Origin of the sequence: Ancylobacter novellus DSM 506 (genome assembly GCF_000092925.1) — a bacterium.
Classification (GTDB): domain Bacteria; phylum Pseudomonadota; class Alphaproteobacteria; order Rhizobiales; family Xanthobacteraceae; genus Ancylobacter; species Ancylobacter novellus.
The window spans coordinates 323,939-347,416 of sequence record NC_014217.1; the positions used below are offsets into that span (position 1 = coordinate 323,939).

General features: G+C 68.2%; 21 protein-coding genes and 2 pseudogenes. 10 read left to right on the forward strand and 13 right to left on the reverse strand.

The features are described from left to right. Position 1: 1 nt before the first annotated feature. Positions 2 to 547, reverse strand: a complete 546-nt coding sequence (locus SNOV_RS01665) for a DUF924 family protein (protein ID WP_013165167.1) — start codon at positions 545 to 547, stop codon at positions 2 to 4. A 152-nt stretch (positions 548 to 699) separates the two neighbouring features. Between SNOV_RS01665 and SNOV_RS01670 the strand changes: the two genes are divergently transcribed. Next, a complete protein-coding gene (locus tag SNOV_RS01670; protein ID WP_013165168.1) occupies positions 700 to 1,362 on the forward strand; it encodes a TetR/AcrR family transcriptional regulator C-terminal domain-containing protein in 663 nt (220 codons plus the stop codon). A gap of 14 nt (positions 1,363 to 1,376) precedes the next feature. Further along, entirely contained in the window at positions 1,377 to 2,396 is a 1,020-nt protein-coding gene (gene ilvC / locus SNOV_RS01675; RefSeq protein ID WP_013165169.1) for a ketol-acid reductoisomerase, read from the forward strand. A gap of 368 nt (positions 2,397 to 2,764) precedes the next feature. Here the strand turns inward: ilvC and SNOV_RS01680 are convergent, their stop codons facing one another. The 6 genes and pseudogenes from SNOV_RS01680 to SNOV_RS01705 all read right to left on the reverse strand — a co-directional run bounded on the left by SNOV_RS01680 (position 2,765) and on the right by SNOV_RS01705 (position 9,442). Then, the gene (locus tag SNOV_RS01680; protein WP_013165170.1) at positions 2,765 to 3,289 is read right to left on the reverse strand and encodes a DedA family protein; all 525 of its coding nucleotides are present in this window, start codon (positions 3,287 to 3,289) and stop codon (positions 2,765 to 2,767) included. A gap of 7 nt (positions 3,290 to 3,296) precedes the next feature. Further along, on the reverse strand, positions 3,297 to 4,580 hold the full coding sequence (locus SNOV_RS01685) for an NAD(P)/FAD-dependent oxidoreductase (RefSeq protein WP_013165171.1): 1,284 nt from the start codon (positions 4,578 to 4,580) through the stop codon (positions 3,297 to 3,299). A gap of 24 nt (positions 4,581 to 4,604) precedes the next feature. Continuing rightward, positions 4,605 to 6,440: a DNA mismatch repair endonuclease MutL gene (mutL, locus tag SNOV_RS01690; RefSeq protein ID WP_013165172.1), complete on the reverse strand. Its 1,836-nt coding sequence runs from the start codon at positions 6,438 to 6,440 to the stop codon at positions 4,605 to 4,607. A gap of 87 nt (positions 6,441 to 6,527) precedes the next feature. Continuing rightward, a pseudogene (locus SNOV_RS01695) lies at positions 6,528 to 7,345 on the reverse strand (ABC transporter permease subunit). Continuing rightward, positions 7,345 to 8,256: an ABC transporter permease gene (locus SNOV_RS01700; RefSeq protein ID WP_013165173.1), complete on the reverse strand. Its 912-nt coding sequence runs from the start codon at positions 8,254 to 8,256 to the stop codon at positions 7,345 to 7,347. Before SNOV_RS01700 ends, SNOV_RS01695 begins: the two are co-directional and overlap by 1 nt. Before the next feature lie 10 nt (positions 8,257 to 8,266). After that, complete coding sequence (locus tag SNOV_RS01705) at positions 8,267 to 9,442, reverse strand: ABC transporter ATP-binding protein (RefSeq protein WP_013165174.1); 1,176 nt, start codon at positions 9,440 to 9,442, stop codon at positions 8,267 to 8,269. A 193-nt stretch (positions 9,443 to 9,635) separates the two neighbouring features. Here SNOV_RS01705 and SNOV_RS01710 point away from each other — a divergent pair, with 193 nt between their 5' ends. Next, positions 9,636 to 11,036, forward strand: a complete 1,401-nt coding sequence (locus SNOV_RS01710) for a glutamine synthetase family protein (RefSeq protein ID WP_013165175.1) — start codon at positions 9,636 to 9,638, stop codon at positions 11,034 to 11,036. Between the two features lie 377 nt (positions 11,037 to 11,413). Here SNOV_RS01710 and SNOV_RS01715 read toward each other — a convergent pair. Together SNOV_RS01715 and SNOV_RS23695 are read right to left on the reverse strand one after the other, a co-directional pair. Next, positions 11,414 to 12,274, reverse strand: a pseudogene (locus SNOV_RS01715) (LLM class flavin-dependent oxidoreductase); the annotation flags it as partial. Beyond that, positions 12,207 to 12,386 (reverse strand): hypothetical protein, encoded by a 180-nt coding sequence (locus SNOV_RS23695; protein ID WP_187291171.1) that lies wholly within the window; start codon positions 12,384 to 12,386, stop codon positions 12,207 to 12,209. The pseudogene SNOV_RS01715 and the gene SNOV_RS23695, both read right to left, overlap by 68 nt. Before the next feature lie 194 nt (positions 12,387 to 12,580). On the opposite strand from SNOV_RS23695, the gene SNOV_RS01720 reads away from it, so the two are divergent. Next, positions 12,581 to 13,465: a LysR substrate-binding domain-containing protein gene (locus tag SNOV_RS01720; protein ID WP_013165177.1), complete on the forward strand. Its 885-nt coding sequence runs from the start codon at positions 12,581 to 12,583 to the stop codon at positions 13,463 to 13,465. A 330-nt stretch (positions 13,466 to 13,795) separates the two neighbouring features. Beyond that, a complete protein-coding gene (locus SNOV_RS01725; protein ID WP_013165178.1) occupies positions 13,796 to 14,218 on the forward strand; it encodes a VOC family protein in 423 nt (140 codons plus the stop codon). A 152-nt stretch (positions 14,219 to 14,370) separates the two neighbouring features. On the opposite strand, the gene SNOV_RS01730 is transcribed toward SNOV_RS01725, so the two are convergent. Continuing rightward, entirely contained in the window at positions 14,371 to 15,741 is a 1,371-nt protein-coding gene (locus SNOV_RS01730) for a glutamate--cysteine ligase (protein WP_013165179.1), read from the reverse strand. 138 nt (positions 15,742 to 15,879) lie between these two features. Beyond that, entirely contained in the window at positions 15,880 to 16,557 is a 678-nt protein-coding gene (locus SNOV_RS01735; protein WP_013165180.1) for a L,D-transpeptidase, read from the reverse strand. Positions 16,558 to 16,668: 111 nt separating this feature from the next. On the opposite strand from SNOV_RS01735, the gene SNOV_RS01740 reads away from it, so the two are divergent. Continuing rightward, positions 16,669 to 17,583, forward strand: coding sequence for a LysR family transcriptional regulator (locus SNOV_RS01740; protein WP_013165181.1), 915 nt, complete (start codon positions 16,669 to 16,671; stop codon positions 17,581 to 17,583). A gap of 34 nt (positions 17,584 to 17,617) precedes the next feature. Here SNOV_RS01740 and SNOV_RS01745 read toward each other — a convergent pair whose 3' ends face one another. Then, positions 17,618 to 18,742: a carboxylate-amine ligase gene (locus SNOV_RS01745; RefSeq protein WP_013165182.1), complete on the reverse strand. Its 1,125-nt coding sequence runs from the start codon at positions 18,740 to 18,742 to the stop codon at positions 17,618 to 17,620. Positions 18,743 to 19,074: 332 nt separating this feature from the next. Beyond that, positions 19,075 to 19,857 carry a 16S rRNA (uracil(1498)-N(3))-methyltransferase gene (locus SNOV_RS01750; RefSeq protein WP_013165183.1) on the reverse strand — a complete coding sequence of 261 codons (783 nt, stop codon included), beginning with the start codon at positions 19,855 to 19,857 and terminating at the stop codon, positions 19,075 to 19,077. A gap of 144 nt (positions 19,858 to 20,001) precedes the next feature. On the opposite strand from SNOV_RS01750, the gene SNOV_RS01755 reads away from it, so the two are divergent. The 4 genes from SNOV_RS01755 to SNOV_RS23985 all read left to right on the forward strand — a co-directional run bounded on the left by SNOV_RS01755 (position 20,002) and on the right by SNOV_RS23985 (position 23,450). Beyond that, positions 20,002 to 20,685: a hypothetical protein gene (locus SNOV_RS01755; RefSeq protein ID WP_041781908.1), complete on the forward strand. Its 684-nt coding sequence runs from the start codon at positions 20,002 to 20,004 to the stop codon at positions 20,683 to 20,685. Positions 20,686 to 20,691: 6 nt separating this feature from the next. After that, positions 20,692 to 21,642, forward strand: coding sequence for a 4-hydroxybenzoate octaprenyltransferase (gene ubiA, locus SNOV_RS01760; protein ID WP_013165185.1), 951 nt, complete (start codon positions 20,692 to 20,694; stop codon positions 21,640 to 21,642). Between the two features lie 59 nt (positions 21,643 to 21,701). Further along, positions 21,702 to 22,334: a ribonuclease D gene (locus SNOV_RS01765; RefSeq protein WP_013165186.1), complete on the forward strand. Its 633-nt coding sequence runs from the start codon at positions 21,702 to 21,704 to the stop codon at positions 22,332 to 22,334. 138 nt (positions 22,335 to 22,472) lie between these two features. Next, complete coding sequence (locus tag SNOV_RS23985; RefSeq protein ID WP_013165187.1) at positions 22,473 to 23,450, forward strand: hypothetical protein; 978 nt, start codon at positions 22,473 to 22,475, stop codon at positions 23,448 to 23,450. Positions 23,451 to 23,478 lie beyond the last annotated feature (28 nt).

The following is a 23,478-nucleotide window of genomic DNA, read 5'->3' on the forward strand; positions in this document are numbered from 1 at the left end:
GTCAGCCGGCGAAGCCGCCGGCCTTGAGGAAGGCGTGCTCCTCTTCCGAGGTGTCGCGGCCGAGCACGGGATTGCGGTGCGGGAAGCGGCCGAAGTCGCGGATGATGTCGCGGTGGATCACCGCGTACATGGTGCCTTCCTCGTCGCCCGACGCCTCGCACAGGGCGATGCAGCGCTCCTGGTCGGCCAGCGCCTCCGAATGCATGAACGGCATGTAGATGAAGCGCCGTTCCAGCGTGTCGAACTCCATGTCGAAGCCTTGCGCGACGGCGTGGTCGGCGACGGCGCGCGCCTTCTCATCGGTGGCGAAGGCGCGCGGTGAGTTGCGGAACAGGTTGCGCGGGAACTGGTCGAGCAGGAGCAGCAGTGCGTAGCTGCCTTCCGCCGTCTGCGCCCATCCGTCGAGCTCGCCGGCGGCGGCGGCCTCATGGGCGGCGAGGAAGCGGGCGCGGATGGCCGCATCGAAGGCGTCGTCCTTCTCGAACCATTTGTCCGGCCCGGCCTCGCGCCAGAAGGCGATGATCTCGGCGGCAGTTGGAAGGCTCATCACGGTCTCCGTTCGGCAATGGCACGGCTCCGCTCAGATAGCTTCCGCAGCGTGAAATTTCGAGGGCCGGCGCGGCGGGACGGACTCTACTTGCGGAGCGGGGCGCCCTGCTGTAGACGGAACCGTAACGTACGGTACGGACATTTTCCCGCATGACGACGCCACCCGATCCAGCGGGCGAGACCTTCACCGAACGCCAGCAGGCGGTGCTCGACACCGTGCTGGCGCTGATGGTGGAGCAGGGCGGCGACGTCACCATGACCGCCGTGGCGCGGCGCGCGAGCTGCTCCAAGGAAAGCCTCTACAAATGGTTCGGCGACCGTGACGGGCTGCTCACCGCCACGGTGCGCTGGCAGGCCTCCAAGGTGCGCGCCGGCAATTATGACCGCACCCGGCTTGACATCCTTGCGCTGCGGGACAGCCTGATCCGCTTCGCCGCCAACTGGCTCGGCGTGATCTCCAGCCCGACCTCGGTCGCGCTGAACCGCTTCGCCATCAGCCAGGCCGGCACGCGCGGCTCGAACCTCGGCGCCATCATGCTGGCGAACGGGCGCTTCGCCATAGGCGAGCGGCTGAAACCGCTGCTCGACGCCGGCCGCGAGGCCGGGCTGCTCGATTTCGACGACACCGAGACCGCCTTCCGCACCTTCATCGGCCTCGTCGGCCGCGACGTGCAGATCCGCGTGCTGCTGGGCGACCGCCTCAGCCTCTCGCCCAGCGAGATCGAGCGGGATGCGGCCCGCGCGACCGACCAGTTTCTCACCCTCTGCGGCACGGAAAAGACGGGTCCGGGCCGGAACCAGACCAACGCGTGACAAAGGAGACACCCATGCGCGTTTATTACGATCGCGATGCCGACCTGAACCTCGTCAAGGGCAAGAAGGTCGCCATCATCGGCTACGGCTCGCAGGGCCGCGCCCATGCGCTGAACCTCAAGGATTCCGGCGTCAAGGACATCGCCATCGGCCTGAAGCCGGGCTCGGCGACCGCCAAGAAGGTCGAGGCCGACGGCCTCAAGGTGATGAGCGTCGCCGAGGCCGCCAAGTGGGCCGACCTGATGATGATGGCCACCCCGGACGAACTGCAGGCCGACATCTACAAGAACGAGATCGCCCCCAACATCCGCGACGGCGCGGCGATCGCCTTCGCCCACGGCCTCAACGTGCATTTCGGCCTGATCGAGCCGAAGTCCACCGTCGACGTCCTCATGATCGCGCCGAAGGGCCCCGGCCACACCGTGCGCGGCGAATATGAGAAGGGCGGCGGCGTGCCGTGCCTCGTCGCCGTGCATCAGGACGCCTCGGGCAACGCGCTCGACCTCGGCCTCAGCTACGCTTCCGGCGTCGGCGGCGGCCGCTCGGGCATCATCGAGACCACCTTCAAGGAAGAGTGCGAGACCGACCTGTTCGGCGAGCAGGTCGTGCTCTGCGGCGGCCTGGTCGAGCTGATCCGCGCCGGCTTCGAGACGCTGGTGGAAGCCGGCTACGCCCCGGAGATGGCCTATTTCGAGTGCCTGCACGAGGTGAAGCTGATCGTCGACCTCATCTATGAGGGCGGTATCGCCAACATGAACTACTCGATCTCCAACACCGCCGAGTGGGGCGAGTACGTCTCCGGCCCGCGCATCATCACCGCCGAGACCAAGGCCGAGATGAAGCGCGTGCTCACCGACATCCAGACCGGCAAGTTCACCTCGGAATGGATGCAGGAGTACCGCGCCGGCGCCGCCCGCTTCAAGGGCATCCGCCGCATCAACGACGCCCACCAGATCGAGGAAGTCGGCGAGAAGCTGCGCGGCATGATGCCGTGGATCGGCAAGAACAAGCTGGTCGACAAGACGAAGAACTGAGCTTGGTCTGCAACTCCTACGGACAACGTCATGGCCGGGTTAGTCCCGGCCATGTGCGTTTCAGTTCCAGAGACGTCGTCATCCCGGACGGCCGCAGGCCGATCCGGGATCGCGCAAACGTTGGAGAGCGATCCCGGCTCTCCGCTTCGCGGAGCCTGCCCTTGGGCTTGCCGAAGGCAAGACCCGATGGGCCGGCATGACGAATACCTGGAGCGGCGGTTTTGTTGTGTCAGGATGACCGCCAACCCCGCACCGGCAGCCCATCTTGCGTTTCGCCGTGACGGGGGCGGCAATCGAGGCAAGACCGCCGTCTCAACTCTCGCGCGAAGAGAGGCGGACGTGCAAATGCTGATTTGTGATGGAAGCCATCACCACCCTAGCAGCTTCACCGCCGCCGCGCCGGGCGCGAGCAGGAGGAAGGCCCAGACCATGGCGGAGGTGACGTTCGCCATCTGGAAGATCAGGTGCGGCATGCCGAACATGCCGGCGACCAGCGGCACCACGGCGCGTAAGGGCCCGAAGAAGCGGCCGATGAAGACGCTCCAACTTCCATAGCTGCGGAAGAAGCGCTCGCCGCGCGCCAGCATCTCCGGATAGTTGCGCAGCGGCCAGATATGGCGGGCGCTGTCCTTGAAATGGCGGCCGATCCAGTAGGACAACGCGTCGCCCAGTGACGCTCCGGCGACCGCCGCCGCCCAGACCGGCGCGAAGGGCGCGCCGCCGGCCTCGATGATCGGGCCTAGCCCGATCAGCACGAAGGTGGCGGGGAAGAACAGCGACAGCACGGCGATGGATTCGCCGAAGGCCAGCGCGAAGGCAATGTAGGGCGCCCAGTGTGCATGCGCCTCGACGAAGGCGAGCATCTCGCGGGCATAGCTCTCCAGCTCGATCAATCCGCCCTCACAGCCGGTCGCGCAGCGCGTAATAGCTCATGCCGGCGACCAGCAGCGGCCAGCGCATCAGCGGGCCGCCGGGGAAGGGCGGCACCGGCAGGCCGGCCAGCAGGTCGAAGCGGCCGAGCTGGCCCTTCACCGCCTCGGCGAGGATCTTGCCGAAATACGGCGCCAGCATCACGCCCTGGCCGGAATAGCCGGCGGCGGTGAGCACGCGCGGCGACAGGCGGCGCACGAAGGGCATGCGGGTCATGGTGATGCCGAGCAGCCCGCCCCAGCCATAGTCGATGCGCACATCGGCAAGCTGCGGGAAGACCTTGAGCATATAGGGGCGCACGAACTCGCCGGGGTTCGGCCGCAGCCGGCGCGTATAGCTCTCGCCGCCGCCGAACAGCAGCCGGCCGTCGCCGGAGAGGCGATAATAGTTCACCACGAAGCGGCTGTCGGCCACCGCCGCGCCATTCGAGATGATCTCCCGCCCCCGCTCGCCCAGCGGCTCGGTGGCGGCGATGTAGTTGGCGATCGGCATCACATGGGTGTCGACGCGCTTGTCGAGCCCGTCCTGCAGCCCGTCGCCGCATTCGAGCACCCAATCGGCCTCGACCACGCCCCTAGGCGTCGAGACCTTCACCTTGTCGCCGGCCTCATTGATGCGCAGCGCCCGCGACTGCTCGAACAGCCGCGCGCCGGCCGTGTGCGCGGCCTTGGCGAGGCCCAGTGCGAGGTTGAGCGGGTGCAGATGGCCGCCGCCGCGGTCGATCATGCCGCCATAATAGGCGTCGGAGCCGACCAGCTCGCGCAGCTCCTCGCGGGTCAGCGGGGCTGCGTGCGGGTAGCCGTAGACCTCGTTGAGCTTGCGCGCATAAGCGTGGCTGTGGGCGACATAGGAGGGCTTGTGATCGGCGACGATCAGGCCCGGCTTCACGTCGCAATCGATCATGTGGCGGGCGATGAGCCGGTGCAGCAGCGCCTTGGCGTCCTCAGCCAGCCGCCACAGCGCCTTGGCGTCGTCGAGCCCGACATGCGCCTCCAGCCAGTCCTGGTCGCGGCGCTGGCCGGAATGGATCTGCCCGCCATTGCGGCCCGAGGCGCCGGAGCCGAGGCGCGAGGCTTCCAGCAGCGCCACCGACAGCCCGGCCTCGGCGAGGTGCAGCGCGGCGGAGAGGCCGGTATAGCCGCCGCCGATGACGCAGACGTCAGTGCGGACCGTACCCGCCAGCGGCGGGAAGGGGGAGAGATGGTGCGCCGTCGCGGCGTACCAGCTTGCGGGATGATCGGTATCGAACGCCATTACGCAGGCACCTTACGCGAAAGCCTATCGCCGCGCGAAGAGGCGTTCGATGTCGGCGAGCGCCAGCGTGACGAAGGTCGGCCGGCCATGATTGCACTGCGCGGCGTTGGGCGTCTCTTCCATCTCGCGCAGCAGGGCGTTCATCTCCTCGACGCGCAGCCGCCGGCCGGCGCGCACCGAGCCGTGGCAGGCCATGGTGGCGGCGATGTGCAGAAGGCGCCGTTCCAGCGGCAGCGCGTCGTCCCATTCGGCGGCGTGCTCGGCGAGCTCGGTGACGAGGGCGCAGACGTCGGCATCGCCGAGGAGGGAGGGCACCTCGCGCACCAGCACCGCGCCGGGGCCGAAGGGCTCGAGGACGAGGCCGAGCTTTTCCAGCGCCGCGGCGCGCTCGGCGAGGCGGGCGGCGTCGGAGGGGTCGAGCTCGACCACGAGCGGCACCAGCAGCATCTGCCGGGCGAGGCCGTCGCGCTCCATCGCGGCCTTCAGCTTCTCGTAGACGATGCGCTCATGCGCGGCGTGCTGGTCGATGACGACCACGCCGTCCTTCGTCTGGGCGATGATGTAGGTCTCGTGCAACTGCGCGCGGGCGGCGCCCAGCGGGCGCTCCATCAGGTCCGGCGCCGGCGGCGCGGCATTGGCGCGGGCGTCCGCCGAAGGGGCGAGCGCGAGGCCCAGCCCGAAGTCGAAGCCCGCCGCCTCCTCGCGAAAACCCGCGGGAGAGGCCTCACGCGGGGCGACGTCCGGCGCCGCCCAGGAGCGGGTCCAGTCATAGTTGCCGGGGCGCGGCGGATTGCCAGCACCTTGCCGGAATTCGGGGCGGGCGAACTGCGCCAGCTTCTCCGCCGCCGTCGAGGCGGTGCGCGGCACGCCGAGCGCCAGGGCGTCGGTCAGCGTGCGCACGATCAGCGCGCGGACATTGCCGGCGTCGCGGAAGCGCACCTCGGTCTTGGCCGGATGCACGTTCACGTCCACCTCGTGCGGATCGAGGTCGAGGAACAGCGCCGTCACCGGGTGGCGGTCGCTGGGCAGCAGGTCGGCATAGGCGGCGCGGATGGCGCCGATCAGCACCTTGTCGCGCACCGGCCGTCCATTGACGAACAGGTACTGCGACAGCGAATTGGCCTTGGCGTAGGTCGGAAGCCCAGCGAGGCCGGAGAGCCTTGCCCCTTCGCGCAGGCCGTCAATGTCGAGCGCATTGGCGCCGACCTCATGGCCGAGCACGTCGGCGATGCGGGCGCGCCGGCCGGCCGCATCGGCGGAGCGCGCCGGCCAGGTGACGGGCGGGCGGTCATCGGTGACCAGGATGAAGCCGACATCGGGACGGGCCAGCGCCAGGCGCTTGACCGCATCCACCGCCGCCGCGGTCTCGGCGCGCTCGGATTTCAGGAATTTCAGCCGCGCCGGGGTGGCGAAGAACAGGTCGCGGACCTCGACACGGGTGCCGAAACCGAGAGCGGCGGGTTTCACCGCCGACTTCGCCCCGCCCTCGACGCGGATCTCATGCGCGGTGTCGGAGCCGCGCGGGCGGCTGGTGATGGACAACCGCGCCACCGCGCCGATCGAGGGCAGCGCCTCGCCGCGAAAGCCGAGCGTGGCAATGGAAAGGAGGTCCTCGGTGTCGAGCTTGGAGGTGGCGTGGCGCTCGACGGCCAGAGCCAGCTCGTCCGCGCTCATGCCGCAGCCGTCGTCGGTCACCCGCATCAGCCGGCGGCCGCCGCCGTCGATCACCACCTCGATGCGGGTGGCGCCGGCATCGAGCGCGTTCTCGACGATCTCCTTCAGCGCCGCCGCCGGACGCTCCACCACCTCGCCCGCGGCGATGCGGTCGACCAGGGTGGAGGGGAGCAGGCGCAGGGGCATGGCGGTTCCGGCGATCCGATTCGTGTCCGATCGCCCATCATAGCAGCGCGCGGACGCCGCGGCCCGCTCGGACCGCGGCCGTCCCCGCTATCCCGCCGCCGCCAGCCGCTCGGCCTTCTGCCGCTCCATCTCCTGACGCTTGGTCATGATCGAGGCGATGATGACGACGACGGTGACGATGGCGATGAGGATGGTACAGGCGGCGTTGATCTCCGGCGTCACGCCGAGGCGCACTTGGCTGTAGATGCGCATGGGCAGCGTGGTCGCGCCGGGACCCGTGGTGAAGCTGGCGATGACGAGGTCGTCGAGCGACAAAGTGAAGGCCAGCATCCAGCCCGACACCACCGCGGGCAGGATGATCGGCAGGGTGATGACGAAGAAGGTCCGGAACGGCGTGCAGCCGAGGTCGAGCGCGGCTTCCTCCAGCGAGCGGTCGAACGTCACCAGCCGCGACTGCACCACCACCGAGACGAAGCACATGGTGAAGGTGATGTGCGCCAGGGTGATGGTCCAGAAGCCGCGGTCGAGGCCGATGGCGACGAAGAGCAGCAGCAGCGACAGGCCGGTGATCACCTCCGGCATCACCAGCGGCGCATAGACCATCCCCGAGAACAGCGTCCGCCCGAGGAAACGGCCGTAGCGGGTCAGGGTGATCGCCGCCATGGTGCCGAGGATGGTGGCGATGCTGGCGGGAGGAAGGCGACGCGCAGCGTCACCCAGGCGGCGTCGAGCAGCTGCTCGTTGTGGAATAGCTGCACGTACCAGTGGAAGGAGAAGCCGGCCCACACCGTCACCAGCCGCGAGGCGTTGAAGGAGTAGATCACCAGCAGCACGATCGGGATGTAGAGGAACGCGAAGCCCAGCACGATCGAGGTGGTGTTGAACCAGGAGAGACCCTTGCGCATCACCGTCCCTCCACTTCGCGGGCCTGGAGGTTCTGGTAGAAGACGATGGGTATCACCAGCACCATGAGCAGCAGCACCGCCACCGCCGAGGAGACGGTCCAGGAGCGGTTCACCGAGAACTCGGTCCACAGCACCTTGCCGATCATCAGCGTGTCCGAGCCGCCGAGCAGGTCGGGGATGACGAACTCGCCCACCGCCGGGATGAAGCAGAGCAGGCAGCCGGCGAAGACGCCCGGCAGCGACAGCGGCCAGGTGATCTTCCAGAACGCGGCGAAGGGCGGGCAGCCCAGATCTGCGGCGGCCTCGAGCAGCGTGTCGTCCATCTTCTCCAGCGCCGAGTAGAGCGGCAGGATCATGAAGGGCAGGTAGGAATAGACGATGCCGATATAGACCGCCGTGTTGGTGGCGAGGATCTGCAGCGGCGCGTCCGGCGAGATGATGCCGAGCGCCATCAATAGCTGGTTGAGCAGCCCTTCCGGCGACAGGATGCCGATCCACGCATAGACGCGGATCAGGAACGAGGTCCAGAACGGCAGGATGACCAGCATCAACAGCGTCGGGCGGATGGATTTCGGCGCCCGCGCCATGCCGTAGGCGATGGGGTAGCCGACCAGCAGCAAGAGGAAGGTCGAGACTCCGGCGATCCACAGCGACGAGCCGTAGGCCTCGATGAACTCGTTGTCCCAGCTCAGGACGTAGGAATAATTCTCGAAGGAGAGCTGGGCGAAGGCTTCCTTGAAGGCGTCCCAGCCGGCCGACAGGTCGAAGATCGGCTCATAGGGCGGCTGGGCGATGGCGTCCGTCGACAGGCTGATCTTGAAGACGATCAGGAACGGCACCAGGAACAGCGCCAGCAGCCAGAGATAGGGGACGGAGAGGACCAGCCAGCGCCCCGACGACTTCACCGCCATGGCCGCCCCCTCAGTTCGTCAGCACCACGCCGGCATCCGGCGTGAAGGAGACATAGACCTTGTCCTCCCAGGTGATGGGCCGCTCGACCATGCGGGTCAGGTTGGGCTTGGCCGCCTTCACCCGCATGCCGTTGGGCAGTTCCACATGGTAGATGGAGAGGTCGCCGAGATAGCCGATGTCCCAGATCGTGCCGGTGAGCGTGTTGACGCTCGGGTCGGCCGGCGGGTCGAGCTCGACGCGCAGCTTCTCCGGCCTGAGCGCCACCGCGACGCTGTCGCCGACCTTGGCCGCGCATTCCTGCGCGACGCGGATCGGCATGTCGGGCGCCGCCTCGGAGCGCAGCGTGACGGCGCCGGGCGCGAGCGCCTCGACCTTGGCGTCGAGTATGTTCACGTCGCCGACGAAGTCCGCCACGTAGCGCGAATTGGGCTGCTCGTAGATCACCGCCGGCTGGTCGACCTGCACCAGCTTGCCGTGATTCATCACCGCGATGCGGTCGGCCACCGTCATCGCCTCCTCCTGATCGTGGGTGACGATCAGGAAGGTCATGCCGAGCTCCATCTGGATGTCCATGAGCTCGAACTGGGTCTCCTCGCGCAGCTTCTTGTCGAGCGCGCCGAGCGGCTCGTCCAGCAGCAGCACCTTGGGGCGCTTGGCGAGCGAGCGGGCGAGCGCCACGCGCTGGCGCTGGCCGCCGGAGAGCTGGTGCGGCTTGCGCTTGGCGAATTTCTCAAGCTTCACCAGCTTGAGCATCTCCTCCACGCGGGCGGCGACGGCGCCCTTCTCCATCCGGTCCTGCCGAAGGCCGAAGGCGATGTTGTCCCACACGCTCATATGCGGGAACAGCGCGTAGGACTGGAACATCATGTTGGTCTGCCGCTTGTAGGGCGGCGTTCCGACGAGGTTCTGTCCGGCAAGGGTGATCTTGCCCTCGGTCGGGTCCTCGAAGCCGGCGAGCATGCGCATCAGCGTGGTCTTGCCGCAGCCGGACGGGCCGAGCAGGGCGAAGAACTCGCGCTCATAGATATCGAGGGAGAGGTTGTCGACGGCGGTGAACTCGCCGAAGCGCTTGGTGACGTTCTGGTAGCGGATGAGCGGGACGGCCTGCGGGTCGTTCCAGGGGGCGAACTTCCGGCGGATGCCGCCAATGGTCTTCTGCGTCTTCTCGGCGACGCCATTGCTCATGCTGTCAGGTCCCGTTCCCCCGCCGGCCGCGCCGGCAATGGAGAAACGCTATCCGGCTTCGCGCGGCGGCTCAACGGCGCAATGCAAACAATTTTACCATGCCCGGAATTGAGCAGGGCGGGCCTGCCTTGACGGCAGTCAGGGGGCCGTGATTGCCTCATGATGGCGCAAATCGCGCATCAGGAAGGCAATCATGGCCAAGAAGAAGCGTCCCGACAAGGACGTGGTCGAAGCTCCCCGCGGTGTCACCTCGCTCGCCGAGGCCAAGGCCTGGATGGCCGCCCGGGGCATCACCGAGATCGAATGCGCCGTGCCGGACCTTGCCGGGGTCGGGCGCGGCAAGATCATGCCGGTGTCGAAGTTCCTCTCCGGACCGACGATGAACCTGCCGCTCAGCGTGTTCTTCCAGACCATTTCCGGCGACTACCCGCCCTATGACGGGCTGGTGGATTCGGTGGTGGTCGACAGCGACCTGGTGATGGAGCCGGACTTCTCCACCCTCGCCGTCGTGCCCTGGGCGCAGGACCCGACCGCCCAGATCATCCACGACGCCTATCACCGCGACGGCCGCCCGGTCGACCTCGCGCCGCGTCAGGTGCTGAAGAACGTCGTCGAGCTCTATTCCCACAAGGGCTGGAAGGCGGTGGTGGCACCCGAGATCGAGTTCTATCTCGTCGAGCCGAACACCGACGCCGACTATCCGCTCAAGCCGCCGATCGGGCGCTCGGGCCGGCCGGAGATCGGCCGCCAGTCCTATTCGATCCAGGCGGTGAACGAGTTCGACGCCCTGTTCGAGGACATGTACGACTACTCCGAGGCCCAGGGCCTGGAGATCGACACGCTGATCCACGAGGACGGCGCGGCGCAGATGGAGATCAACCTGCTGCACGGCGATCCCGTCGTGCTCGCCGACCAGGTGTTCCTGTTCAAGCGCACCATCCGCGAGGCGGCGCTCGCCCACAAGATCTACGCTACCTTCATGGCCAAGCCGATCGCCGACGAGCCCGGCTCGGCCATGCACATCCACCAGTCCATCGTCGATGCCGAGACGGGCAAGAACATCTTCTCCGACAAGGACGGCGACCCGACGCCGGAGTTCTTCTCCTTCATCGCCGGCCAGCAGCGCTACATGCCGGCGGTGATGTCGATCATGGCGCCTTACGTGAACTCCTACCGCCGGCTGACGCGCGATTCCATGGCGCCGATCAACGTGCAGTGGGGCTATGACAACCGCACCGCGGGCCTGCGCGTGCCGCCTTCCTCGCCGGCGGCGCGGCGGGTGGAGAACCGGGTGCCGTCCTCGGACGCCAACCCCTATCTCGTCATCGCCGCCTCGCTCGCCTGCGGCTATCTCGGGCTGGTCGAGGGCCTGCGTCCCACCGACCCGCTGGAGGCCGACGCCAAGTTCCTCGACTTCGAGCTGCCGCGCGGGCTGCTCGAGGCGGTGGCGGCGCTGCAGTATTCGGAGGAGATCGCCGGCGTGCTCGGGCCGTCCTTCGTGAAGACCTACACGGCGGTGAAGCAGCAGGAGTTCGACACCTTCATGCGGGTGATCTCGCCCTGGGAGCGGGAATATCTGCTGCTGAACGTGTGAGGATGTCGGGCGCGTCCCGCGAGAATGCCGTCATGGCCGGGCTTGTCCCGGCCATCGACGTCCTGGCCGATGAAGGAAGGCGTGGATCCCCGGGCCAAGCCCGGGGATGATGTTGTTCTAAATCCAACCGTCATCCCGGCCGGAGCGCTGCGGAGAGCCGGGATCGCTTTCCGTGATGGCTCTGCAATGACGATGCGATCCCGGATACGGCCTTGCGGCCGTTCCGGGATGACGATTGTTGGCAAGGGGGCCGCCCCACAGAACACCCCCTCATGCCCGGGCTTGACCCGAGCACCCAGTGACCAGGTGCACCCGGTCCCTCTGGGTCCGCGGGTCAAGCCCGCGGATGAGGGCGTGATGGGAAGCGGGCGCGGCGCCTACGCCTCCACCTTCTCCTGCGCCAGCAGTTCCCGCACGCGCGGGATGACCTGCCGGCCATAGAGCTCGATGCACTTCATCGACTTCTCATGCGCCAGCGGGCCGGCGCTGTACTTCATGTCGAAGCGGCCGATGCCGAGCGTCGTCGCGGTCTTGGCGATCTTCCGCGCCACCGTCTCGGGCGAGCCGAGATAGAGCGAGCCGCGCGTGACCTCGCGCTCGAACTCGTCGCGGCCCATGGGCGGCCAGCCGCGCTCGGCGCCGATGCGGTCGCGCATGCGCTTGTAGTCGGCGAAGAACTCCTCGCGCGCCTGCTCGTCCGTTTCGGCGACATAGCCCGGCGAATGCACGCCGATGGGATGCGCCACGCCGCCGAGCTGGTCCACCGCGCGGTGGTAGAGATCGACATAGGGCGCGAAGCGGGCCGGATCGCCGCCGATGATGGCGAGCATCAGCGGCAGGCCGTAGCGCGCGGCGCGCACCACCGATTCCGGCGAGCCGCCGACGCCGATCCAGGTCTTCAGCGTGCCGCTCTCGACCAGCGGATAGACGTGCTGCTTCTCCAGCGGCGGGCGCAGATTGCCGTTCCAGGTCACGCCGTCGGCCGTGCCGTTGTCCTTCAGCAGCGCGGCGAACAGGTCGAGCTTCTCGCTGAACAGCGCCTCGTAATCCTTCAGGTCGAAGCCGAAGAGCGGGAAGGATTCGGTGAAGGAGCCGCGCCCGAGGATCACCTCGGCCCGCCCGTTGGAGATGGCGTCGACCGTCGCGAAACGCTGGAACACGCGGATCGGATCATCGGAGGAGAGCACCGTCACCGCCGAGCCGAGCCGGATGCGCTTCGTGCGCGCGGCGATGGCGGCCCACCGCCTTGATGAATTGAACGCTACCCGTGGCGACGGCGACCAGCAGGCCGCTGGCAGCGGCGCCGAATGTGGAGAAGGCTGTTCTCCGGACTTCGCCAATATACGACATCGATCCCTCCATCTGTCGGCCGTGCGGCGATGACGCTGGGTTTTCTGATCCTCGGGAGGCACCGGAGCCACCCGATATCGACGTCATCCGTTCGCGGCGGGATCTTTATGCCGCAGCGCAATCGATCACACTAGCGAATGTTTCTGATCCGAGATATCATTGCTGTTGATGATAGCCCGCCGGGAGGTCGCTCCATGACCGTGCTGCTCGATATTGATCAATTAAGAACATTCATCGCAATCGCCGAAACCGGCAGCTTCACAAAGGCCGCCGATGTGGTTCACAAGACCCAGTCGGCCGTCTCCATGCAGATGAAGCGGCTGGAGGAAAGGGTCGGCAAGGCGATCTTCGCGCGCGACGGGCGTGCCTCGCGCCTCACCGACGAGGGCGACCGGCTGCTCGATTACGCAAGGCGGATCGTGAAGCTGAACATGGAGGCGGTGGCGAGCCTCGCCTCCGCCGAGCTTTCGGGACGGGTACGGCTCGGCGTGCCGGACGACTATGCCGACCGCTATCTGCCGGAGATCATGGCACGGTTCTCCAACACCCATCCCAATGTCGAGCTGACCGTGGTGTGCGATCCCTCGACCGACCTCATCGACCGCATCGACACCGGCGACCTCGACCTCGCCATTGTCACCGATTGCGAGATGATCAACCGCGAGACCGAGATCATCCGCCGCGAGCAGCTGCTCTGGGTCGGCTCCAACCGCCACCCGGTGCATCTCGAGGACCCCGTGCCGCTGGCGCTGGGGCGGCAGACCTGCAACTGGCGGCAGGAGGCGATATCCATGCTGCAGGCGGTCGGCCGGCCGTTCCGCATCCTCTACACCTCCTCGAACAGCACGGCGGTCTCGGCGGCGGTGCTCTCCGGCCTCGCCATCTCGGTGCTGCCGGAATCGGGGCTGCGCCCCGGCATGCGGGTGCTCGGTCCCTCGGACGGCTTCCCCGCGCTGGCGCCCTGTCGCATCGGCCTCCTGCGCAACCGGCACGAGGCTTCGCCGCTGGCGGACGCCCTCGCCAACCACATCGTCCAGGGCCTCGACAACATCTCGGAAGCCGCCATAGCGGCGGAGTAAATCCGCCGCGTCCGCGCGAACCCACCCAAAAAAGCGGCGGGCTTTCGCCCGCCGCTCCGGCCATCCCCGGCCCACCCGCCGGTCCGGCCGCGTCGGGATCGCGTGCCCCGTCCAAAGGCCGCGCCCCGAGTCCCGCTCACTCTCCGGCAGCACCGTCGGCTTCCGCGCTTCCCGCCGGAACGGGCGCGCGGTTCTTCGTCGCCAGCGGGAACTGCGGACAGTGTAGGGAGGTGACGCAGCGGCGGCATGACCTAAGTCAATCGGGTACGGCGCTGGCGCGGCCCTGCCACGCGCGCCGCACATGGTGCCACAATGCCGCAGGAGGCTCCCATGTCCGCACCCGTCCCCGGCGACCTCGTTCCCTTCCTCCGCTATGCCGATCCGCACGCCGCCATCGCCTGGCTGAAGAAGGCGCTCGGCTTCTCGCCGATCCTGGTGGTCGATGACGGCCATGGCGGCGTCGCCCATGCCGAGCTGGCGCTCGGCACCAGCGCGCTGATGATCGGCGGGGTGAAGGACGACGTTCTGCGCATGCGCACGCCGGCCGAGGCGGGCGGCGTCACGCAAGGCATCTATGTGGTGGTGCCGGACGCCGACGCGCTGTGGACCTGCACGATGGAGGCGGGTGCCGAGGTGGTGATGGCGATCTACGACACGCCCTACGGCTCGCGCGAATTCACCGTGCGCGACCCGGAAGGCCATCTATGGAGCGTCGGCACCTACCGCGCCGGCTCCTATAAGTCTGACTCGTAACTCAGCTTGGCTCGGCGATAGCCACCCTTTCGCCCTCATGGCCGGGCTTGACCCGGCCACCCAGTGACTGGGCGCACCCGGTCTCCTGGGTCCGCGGGTCAAGCCCGCGGATGAGGGAAGGGGAATTGCTGCGCCGGCTCCTATGACGGCGATCAATAGGCGCAGTCGTCGAAGATCGGCTCGACCGAGCGGTTCCACTCGGTCTCGTAGCGCTTAAGCAGCACCTCGGCCGGCGTGAGCCCGGAAACGAGGCTTTCCTCCAGGGGCTGGAGGAAGCGCGTCTCGTCGCGGCCCTGGCTGTCGCGCTTGTCGCGGCGGGCGAGGCCGGCGCGGGAGATGGCGACCACCTCGCGGGCGAGCTCGTGCATCGAGCGGCCGGCGATCTCGGCCTTGAAGCCGAGCCGGGGCACGTCGTCGCGCAGCTTCTGGCGCTCGTCGGCGCTCCAGCCCTTGGCCAGTTCCCAGGCGGCATCGAGGCTGGCCTGGTCGTAGAGAAGGCCGGTCCACAAAGCGGGCAGGGCACAGAGGTTCGCCCACGGCCCACCGTCGGCACCGCGCATTTCGAGGTAACGCTTCAGCCGCACCTCGGGGAAGATGGTGGAGAGGTGGTTGGCCCAGTCGGAGACGGTCGCCGTCTCGCCCGGCACCGCCGGGTGCTTGCCCGCCAGCAGGTCGCGGAAGGAGGAGCCGGCGACGTCGATGTAATGGTCGCCGCGCTTGATGAAGTACATCGGCACGTCGAGCGCGTAGTCGACATAACGCTCGAAGCCCATGCCCTTCTCGAAGGCGAAGGGCAGCATGCCGGAGCGGTTATTGTCGGTGTCGCGCCAGATCTCCGAGCGGAAGGAGAGGAAGCCGTTCGGCTTGCCTTCGGTGAAGGGCGAATTGGCGAACAGCGCCGTGGCGACCGGCTGCAAAGCGAGACCGACGCGCAGCTTCTGCACCATGTCGGCCTCGGAGGAGAAGTCGAGGTTCACCTGCACGGTGCAGGTCCGGTACATCATGTCGAGGCCGTGGGTGCCGACCTTCGGCATGTAGGCGGTCATGATCTTGTAGCGGCCCTTGGGCATCACCGGGGTCTGCGCCAGCGTCCATTTCGGGCTCATGCCGAGGCCGAGGAAGCCGAAGCCGAGCGGGGTCGCCACCTCGCGCACCTGGGTCAGGTGCGAATTCACCTCGGCGCAGGTCTCGTGGATGGTGATGAGCGGCGCGCCGGAAAGCTCGAACTGCCCGCCGGGCTCCAGCGAGATGGCCCCGCCGCCGACATTGTCGGCCAGGCCGATGATGGTGGAGCCCTCCATGATCGGCTCCCAGCAGTTCAGCGCCTGCATGCCTTCCAGCAGCGCGCGGATGCCGTTCGGCCCCTCATAGGGGACCGGCTCGTGGCCGTTCAGGGTGAAGGGGAATTTCTCGTGCTCGGTCCCGATGCGGAACTTCATTGGCGCCTTGCAGCCCGCCTCCAGCCACGCGACGAGGTCGTCGCGGCTTTCGATGGGCTGCGTGTCGATCTGGTCTCGCGCCATAAGGGACTCCGGCGGCAGGCGGGGCAGGCTGGCTTTGGGGCGCGAGACCATACACAGGCGAGGCGGGGACGCAAATCGCCGTAACTACCGATGGAAATTGGGAATGCATTGGTGCAATGGGCGGGGTTCGACGCCGCTTTACGCGGCGGTGCCGGCGGAGCTCAGGACCACGGCGCGGCTTCCCGCCGGCACGCGCCGGTAGAGGTCGATGATGTCCTGGTTCAGCAGCCGGATGCAGCCGGAGGAGACCATGGTGCCGATGGTCCAGGGTTCGATCGTCCCGTGCAGCCGGTACAGCGTGTCGCGCCCGTCGCGATAGAGATAGAGCGCGCGGGGACCGAGCGGGTTGCCCGGCCCGCCCGGCAGGCCGCCGGCATATTTGGCGTAGCGCTCGGGCTCGCGGCGGATCATGTCCGGGGTCGGCGTCCAGCGCGGCCACTCGGCCTTGCGGGCAATGGTCGCCGCGCCGCGGAAGTTGAAGCCTTCCTCCTTGCCGACGCCGACGCCATAGCGCAGCGCCCGGCCGTTCTCCATGACGAGATAGGCGTAGCGGGCCTCGACGTCGACGACGATGGTGCCGGGCTCCTCGCGGGTGGCGTAGGCGACCTCGCGCCTTAGGAAGCGCGGGTCGATCTGCGACAGATCGACGGCCGGGACGGGATAGGGCTCGCCGTCGAGCGCGGCATACATGGTCTCGTAGGACGGCGCATAGGCAAGGGAGCGGGCGACCGGCGTCGGTTCCTGCCGGCGCGCCGTGGTGCAGCCGGCGAGAAGGAAGGGCGCGCCGAGAAGCAGGCTGCGTCGGTGGATGGGCATGGAATCTCTGTGCCTCCGGAAGGATGCGAACGGGTGGCGGCCTAGGTGCGCGATGGCGCCGGAAGCGTCCATATGTTATGGGGTAATCACTTCCATAACCAAGAGGCATGGATGGATCTCGCGGCCGCCCTGCGCGCCTTCGTGCGCACCGTCGAGCGCGGCTCGGTGACGGCGGCGGCACGCGACCTCGCCGTGACGCAACCGGCGGTCACCAAGCATCTGCGCAATCTGGAACGCCATGTCGGCGCCCGGCTGCTGGAGCGCTCGGCGCGGCTCGTGCGTCCTACGCCGCAGGGCGCGGCGCTCTACGAGACGAGCCGCTCGGCACTCGCCTCCATCGATTCGGCGCTGGAAGGCGTGCGGCGCGACATGGGCGCCATCGAGGGGACGCTGCGCATCCACGCGCCCGCCTGCCTCGGCGCGCGGCGGCTGCACGGCATCGTCATGGAGTTCCAGGCCGCGCATCCCGGCGTCAACGTCGATCTCATCCTGGAGAACCGCAGCGTCGATCTCGTCTACGAGAATCTGGACCTCGCGGTGAAATATGGCCGGCCGGAAGGGCAGGACCTGGTCATCCGGCGGCTGGGGCTGGTGCGGCGGGTGCTGGTGGCGGCGCCGAGCTTCCTGGCCCGCTGCGGCCCCGTCGACACGCTGGAGCGCCTGTCGGAGGTCGACATCGTCACCACGCCGGCGGTGGTATCGCCACGCGACATGCTGATGCTGCAGCGTGCCGGGACCCCTCTGGGCGAATCCATCGAGGTGCCGGTGCGTCCGGTCCTGCGCACCAACGCCGCCGAAGTGATCGAGCAGACGCTGCTGGGGGGCCATGCGGCCGGGCCGGTGCAGGTGCTGTTCGCCGCGCGCGATCTGGCGGCGGGACGGCTCGTAAGGCTGCTGCCGGAGTACGAGGTGCGCCCGTCCGAGGCGTTCCTCGCCTATCCCTCGGTGCGCTTCATGCGTCCGGTGGTGCGGGCCTTCACCGATTTCGCCGTGCCGGCGCTGCGGGCGACGGAGGGGATCACCTGATCCCTGCGCCGCCCGCGCGGCTGGGGAATGTCGCCTACTGCGCCGAGGCGTGGGCGAGCCAGGTCTTCACCGCGTTCAGCGCCTCGTTGCGGTTGCCGGTGCGGTGGGCCGCCTCCTGGTAGACCGCGATCTGGATATCGGCGCTGGTGCCGCCGCCCAGGATGGTGCGCAGGTGCTCCAGCTCGTCCAGCCCGCCGAGGGCGCGCGCGTCCTCGCGCAGCTGGTCGATCAGCGTCTCTACGGCCTGCGTTACCGGCACCGCCTCGCGCGTCCTGCGGTCGACGAAGCTGCCATGGATGCCGTAGCGCTGGGCGCGCCACTTGTTCTCCACCGCGATGGCGCGGTCGACGGCGTCGATGCCGGCATTGAGCTTGGGATCGCGCACGAGGTGGCGCACCAGCGCGCGGTAGAGCGCGGCGATGGCGACCGAATCCTCCACCCGCGTGCAGCTATCGGGCGCGCGCAGCTCTAAAGTCGGGTGCTTCTGCGAGGGGCGGATGGTCCACCACACATAGCTGGAATCGCGGATAGCCCGCGCCGCCACCAGCGCGTCGACATAATCCTGGTAGTCCTTGGCGCTCTCGAACAGCTCCGGCAGGCCGGTGCGCGGCAGCTCGTCATAGGCGGCGAGGCGGTAGCCCATCAGCCCGGTGCGCTTGGATTCCCAGAAGGGCGAGGAGGTCGACAGCGCCACGAAGATCGGCAGGTAGGGCAGGATGCGGCGCATCACGTCGACGCGCTGGTCGGCGTCGGGCAGCTCGACATGCACATGCATGCCGCACAGCATGTTGCGCTCGCCGACCATCTGCAGGTCGTGCATCAGCCCGTCATAGCGCTGGGTCGGGGTGCGCTTGCCGGTCTGCCAGCTCGCGGTCGGATGGGTGCCGGCGGCGAGGAAGGCGAGGTCGAACTCGGCCGCCACCTCGCCGAGCGAGCGGCGTAGCCCGTGCAGCTGGCGGCGCGCATCGGCGGCGCTGACGTGCGGGCGGGTCATCATCTCGATCTGCGACTGCAGCATCTCGCCGCTCACGGCTTCGCCAAGCGCGCCGCGCGCCTGGTCCATGAAGGGAGCCGGCATGCGCCGCAACGCGCTCTTGGTCTCGCCGTCGACGATGAAATATTCTTCTTCGATGCCGATGCGGTATTCTTCTGTTGTCATGGCGTGGTTCTCCGCTCGAATCGACTAGAATGCGCACAGATGTAGGTTAGCCGACGCAGAATCAGCGTGCGTCGGCGTCGGTGCGCTTGATGATGGAAAAGTGAGACCGGATTATGACTTCAATTTATTCCGGAGGGTGTCATTTTTTTATTATAATAAGTGCGTACGTGGTGCGGATATTACCAGAAGGCACGCATCTTTCACTCCAGAGCTGCGGTCGCCAGGGGCGTCCACTCCTGAACGCCCGAATGGGATTCCCACCGGAGGTCAGCGCCCGATAACGCGCATCCCTCTCTCCGGTTCCATCGACTTCGGCTGCTTTTCGGGAAAGCTCAACGGGCCGAAAAATTAGCGGCCGTCTGCCGCGCCGCCTCGACCATCGCGAGCGCCGCCACGGCGGCGGTATCGGCACGCAGGATGCGCGGGCCGAGGGAAAGCACGATGGTGCCCGGCCGCGCCTTGAGCAGCCGTCGCTCCTCCTCGTCGAAGCCGCCTTCGGGGCCGATTAGCACGGCGAGCGGGCCGGCGACGGCTTCGCGCAGCTCGGCCAGCGGATCGGCCTCGGGGGCCGCCTCGTCGCAGAATACCAGCCGGCGTTCGGGGGCGAGGTCGGCCAGCCAGCGCGCCAGCGCCGACGGCTCCAGCACCGCGGGCAGGCTGAGGATGCCGCACTGCTCGGCGGCCTCGATCACATTGGCGCGCATGCGCTCGGTGTTCACCCGGCTCGCCTGGGTGCGGCGGGTCATCACCGGCACCAGCCGGCCGGCGCCCATCTCCACCGCCTTCTGCACCATGTAGTCGAGCCGGGCGTGCTTGAGCGGGGCGAACACATAGTCGAGATCGGCCGGTTCCGCCTGCCGGCGCAGCCGCGCCTCGCACCGCAGGACGGCCTCGCGCCGGCCCGCGGGCTCCCGCACGGCGCGCCATTCGCCGTCGCGTCCGTTGAACAGATGGAGGGCGCCGCCGACCTCTAGCCGGATCACGTCGGCGACGTAATGGGCGCGGTCGCGGTCGAGCCGGACGAGCGTGCCCTCGCCGAGATCGTCGTCGACATAGAGACGCTGGGCGCGGAAATCATAGGGCTGATCGGACGAATCTTCTTGATGGCGGGCCATGATGCGGGCCATTTTCTCGATTATTGCCGCACGACGCCACCCGCCGTGATGTTGCCCAATCTTTAAGGCCTCTGTATCACGCTGGGTCAAGAACGGGCTCAGGCTGACGGTTCAATGAGGGGTTCGATTTTGCAAGCTCGCCAGATGCGCTTCACCGCCCGCGCCTGTGTGCCGGCGCTGGGAGGTGCGTTCGTCGCGGTCATGCTCGGTGCATTTCCCGCTCATGCGCAGTGGATCGGTGCGCCGGGCGGCGACGGCAGCTCGAGCGGTTCGTCCGGTGCCGTGACCATCACTGCGCCGTCGCCGGGCCCGGCGGCGGGTGCCGGGGGCGGCTTCGCGCCCGGCATGGGCGCTCCCCAGCAGGCCGCGCCCCAGGGCATGTCGCAAGGGGCGGCTCAAGCCAACCCTAACATGAGTGAATGCCAGGGCCAGGTGATGAAGCTGCGCGGCGACCTCGAAGCGCGCGGCGGCGCGCTGGAGAAGGCGGCCAAGGCCAAGCGCCCGCCCACCGAGCTGTGCCCGCTGTTCCGCAATTTCACCTCGGCGCAGCAGAGCTTCTATTCCTACCTCAGCACCAACAAGACCAAGTGCGGCGTTCCCGACGAGGTCATCGCGCAGCTGAAGAAGAACGTGAATTCCGTCAACGCGACCCGCAACAAGGTGTGCGAGGTGGCGAAGCTGCAGGAGAGCGGTGGTGGGGCTGGTCCCAGCGGCCCGCCTCCGCAGGGGCAGATTTCCGCCGGTCTCGGCCTGCCGAGTGGCCTGCCGAGCGTCGGCGCTCCCAAGGGCGGGATGTTCGACACGCTCGGTGGCGACGCCCTGCGCTGAGCGGCGATGACCGCACCGTCCACCCCCGCCGGACCGGCTCCGGCCGATTCCGCCGTGAGTTGGGTCGACCGCGCGCCGGCTGCCCTGCGTCCCTTCCTGCGGCTCGCCCGTATCGATCGGCCGATCGGCAGCTGGCTGCTGCTCATCCCCTGCTGGTGGTCGGTGGCGCTCGCGCTCGGCATGCAGGCGCGCGCCGGTGAGGCGGACTATTCCCGCGCGCTGATCCTCGGCGTGCTGTTCGCCGTCGGCGCGGTCGCCATGCGCGGCGCCGGCTGCACCTGGAACGACATCCTCGACCGCGACATCGACGTGCGGGTCGAGCGCACCCGCGCCCGCCCGCTGCCGGCCGGGCAGGTGACGCTTCTCGGTGCCTTCGCCTTCCTCGCCCTTCAGGCGCTGGTGGGGCTCGTCGTGCTGATCTGCCTGCCGCCCTTCGCCATCGTCACGGCGTTGGCCTCGCTCGGGCTGGTGGCGATCTACCCGCTGATGAAGCGGGTGATCTGGGTGCCGCAGGCCGTGCTCGGGCTCACCTTCTCCTGGGGCGCGCTGATGGGCTTCGCCGCGCTCCTCGAAGAGCTGCCGGCCGCGGCCTTCCTGCTCTATGCCGGTTCGGTGCTGTGGGTGATCGGCTATGACACCATCTACGCCCACCAGGACCGCGAGGACGACGCGCTGGTCGGGGTGAAGTCCTCCGCCCGCCTCTTCGGGCGGGCGACCAAGCCCTGGCTGGTCGGCTTCTATGCCGCCGCGGCGGCGCTGATCGGCGTCGCGCTGGTGACGGCGGGTGCAGGCCCCTATGCCTGGGGCGGCCTCGGCATCTTCGTCGTGCAGCTCGGCACCCAGGTGCGCCGCCTCGACATCGACGACCGCGCCCTCTGCCTCAAATTGTTCAAGTCGAACCGCGACGCGGGGCTGATCCTGCTCGCCGGTTTCCTGCTCGACGCACTCGTCGGCTGAGGTAGCGCGAGCGGCCCGGCGGTGCTAAGGAGCCGGCAATCGTTGGAACTGCGCACCTCATGAGCATCCGCCTGCACCGCGGCGACCTGGTCGACCTCTCCCGCTACACGCCCGAGAACGCCCCCTTCGTCGCCATCGACACCGAGACGCTGGGTCTCAACCCGCATCGCGACCGCCTGTGCGTGGTGCAACTCTCGCCCGGCGACGGTACCGCCGACGTGGTGCAGATCCCGGCCGGCGCCGGCCCGGGAAGCGCGCCGAACCTGGAGGCGCTGCTCACCGATCCGCGCATCACCAAGCTCTTCCACTTCGCCCGCTTCGACGTCGCCGTGCTCGGCAAGACCTTTGGCCTGACCGTCGCGCCGGTGTGGTGCACCAAGATCGCCTCGCGCCTCACCCGCACCTATACCGACCGGCACGGGCTGAAGGAGCTGGTGCGCGAATTGATCGGCGTCGACCTGTCGAAGCAGCAGCAGAGCTCGGACTGGGCGGCGGAGGAGCTGAGCGAGGCGCAGCTTCAATATGCCGCCTCCGACGTGCTCTACCTGCACGCACTGCGCGAGAAGCTCGCTTCCATGCTGGCGCGCGACGGGCGCACCGAGCTGGCGCAGTCCTGCTTCGAGTTCCTGCCGACCCGCGCCAAGCTGGACCTCGCCGGCTGGCCGGACGAGGACATCTTCGCGCATTCCTGAGGGTTTGCCTGATATTCGCCGCCTTCTGCGGGCTTGTTGCGCCGCACCGACCCGCGCTTGCGTGCGGGGGCGGAACCCGCCATCTTAAGGTTCGGTCGTTGTGGGGGTCGGCCGCAGTCCGGGGATAGACCGTCACGCATGAACAAGCATGTCGAACCTCCCGTGCGCCTCGGCGCGAGTGCGGCGGAGCCAGCGGCTCGCCGTGCGCCTGCGTCTGCGCGTGTGGAGACCGACCGTTCGAAGACCGTCGCCCGCTTCAAGGCCGCTGCCCGCCACAGCCGCCGCGTGCGTTTCTTCCGCTGGGCGTTGCCCGTCGGGGTGACGACGGCGCTCGGGCTCACCCTCGCGGTCAACTATCTCGACCCGTTCAGCATCGCCGTCGACCTGCCCTTCGAGCTTGGCCGCATCTCGCTGTCGGGCTCGAAGGTGAAGATGGAATTCCCCAAGCTGCACGGCTTCACCTCCGACAATCGCGGCTACAGCGTCACCGCCGAGGCGGCCTACCAGGATCTGACCAAGCCTGACGCCATCGATCTTGAGACCATCGCGGCGAAGCTCGAGCTCGCCGACCATGGCTGGGTCAACCTCGTGGCAGCCACCGGGCACTATGACACCAAGACCGAGAAGCTCATGCTCGACGGCGGCATCCGCTTCGACACCTCCTCGGGCTATGGCGGCCATCTCCAGAACGCCTCGGTCGACATCAAGGGCGGCAAGCTGGTGTCGAAGAAGCCGGTCGAGTTCACCTATCTCGACGGCAAGCTGACCGCCGACAGCATCGAGGTCACGCAGAAGGATTCGCGCGCGCTGCTGGTCGGCAATGTGCAGCTCGACTTCAAGATGCCGCCCGCGGACGGCGCCAAGCCTTCGGACGGTGCCAGGCCTTCCAACACGGCAAATGCTTCCGGCGCGGCAAACGCTTCCGCGACTTCGACGGCTGCGGCGACGCCTCCCGCTTCCAGGACCGCCGCCGCTGCCCAGCCCACCGACATTTTTCACGGCGCGCCCTCTCCGGTGCCGGTGGTGGTCAATGGCGCGACGCCGGCCAACGTGCCGCTGCCGCCCCGCCGTCCGCCGCAATTGCGCGGCGCGACCACCGTCGGAGCGACCCCGTGAGACGTTGCGTCATTGAATGGCCACGGCG

What these genes read in the sequence shown, in the direction of transcription:
- SNOV_RS01665 (WP_013165167.1), bottom strand. Translation starts at nt 547, where the DNA reads ATGAGCCTTCCAACTGCCGCCGAGATCATCGCCTTCTGGCGCGAGGCC.
- SNOV_RS01670 (WP_013165168.1), top strand. Translation starts at nt 700, where the DNA reads ATGACGACGCCACCCGATCCAGCGGGCGAGACCTTCACCGAACGCCAG.
- ilvC (WP_013165169.1), top strand. Translation starts at nt 1,377, where the DNA reads ATGCGCGTTTATTACGATCGCGATGCCGACCTGAACCTCGTCAAGGGC.
- SNOV_RS01685 (WP_013165171.1), bottom strand. Translation starts at nt 4,580, where the DNA reads ATGGCGTTCGATACCGATCATCCCGCAAGCTGGTACGCCGCGACGGCG.
- mutL (WP_013165172.1), bottom strand. Translation starts at nt 6,440, where the DNA reads ATGCCCCTGCGCCTGCTCCCCTCCACCCTGGTCGACCGCATCGCCGCG.
- SNOV_RS01700 (WP_013165173.1), bottom strand. Translation starts at nt 8,256, where the DNA reads ATGGCGGTGAAGTCGTCGGGGCGCTGGCTGGTCCTCTCCGTCCCCTAT.
- SNOV_RS01705 (WP_013165174.1), bottom strand. Translation starts at nt 9,442, where the DNA reads ATGAGCAATGGCGTCGCCGAGAAGACGCAGAAGACCATTGGCGGCATC.
- SNOV_RS01710 (WP_013165175.1), top strand. Translation starts at nt 9,636, where the DNA reads ATGGCCAAGAAGAAGCGTCCCGACAAGGACGTGGTCGAAGCTCCCCGC.
- SNOV_RS23695 (WP_187291171.1), bottom strand. Translation starts at nt 12,386, where the DNA reads ATGTCGTATATTGGCGAAGTCCGGAGAACAGCCTTCTCCACATTCGGC.
- SNOV_RS01720 (WP_013165177.1), top strand. Translation starts at nt 12,581, where the DNA reads ATGACCGTGCTGCTCGATATTGATCAATTAAGAACATTCATCGCAATC.
- SNOV_RS01725 (WP_013165178.1), top strand. Translation starts at nt 13,796, where the DNA reads ATGTCCGCACCCGTCCCCGGCGACCTCGTTCCCTTCCTCCGCTATGCC.
- SNOV_RS01730 (WP_013165179.1), bottom strand. Translation starts at nt 15,741, where the DNA reads ATGGCGCGAGACCAGATCGACACGCAGCCCATCGAAAGCCGCGACGAC.
- SNOV_RS01735 (WP_013165180.1), bottom strand. Translation starts at nt 16,557, where the DNA reads ATGCCCATCCACCGACGCAGCCTGCTTCTCGGCGCGCCCTTCCTTCTC.
- SNOV_RS01740 (WP_013165181.1), top strand. Translation starts at nt 16,669, where the DNA reads ATGGATCTCGCGGCCGCCCTGCGCGCCTTCGTGCGCACCGTCGAGCGC.
- SNOV_RS01745 (WP_013165182.1), bottom strand. Translation starts at nt 18,742, where the DNA reads ATGACAACAGAAGAATACCGCATCGGCATCGAAGAAGAATATTTCATC.
- SNOV_RS01750 (WP_013165183.1), bottom strand. Translation starts at nt 19,857, where the DNA reads ATGGCCCGCCATCAAGAAGATTCGTCCGATCAGCCCTATGATTTCCGC.
- SNOV_RS01755 (WP_041781908.1), top strand. Translation starts at nt 20,002, where the DNA reads ATGCGCTTCACCGCCCGCGCCTGTGTGCCGGCGCTGGGAGGTGCGTTC.
- ubiA (WP_013165185.1), top strand. Translation starts at nt 20,692, where the DNA reads ATGACCGCACCGTCCACCCCCGCCGGACCGGCTCCGGCCGATTCCGCC.
- SNOV_RS01765 (WP_013165186.1), top strand. Translation starts at nt 21,702, where the DNA reads ATGAGCATCCGCCTGCACCGCGGCGACCTGGTCGACCTCTCCCGCTAC.
- SNOV_RS23985 (WP_013165187.1), top strand. Translation starts at nt 22,473, where the DNA reads ATGAACAAGCATGTCGAACCTCCCGTGCGCCTCGGCGCGAGTGCGGCG.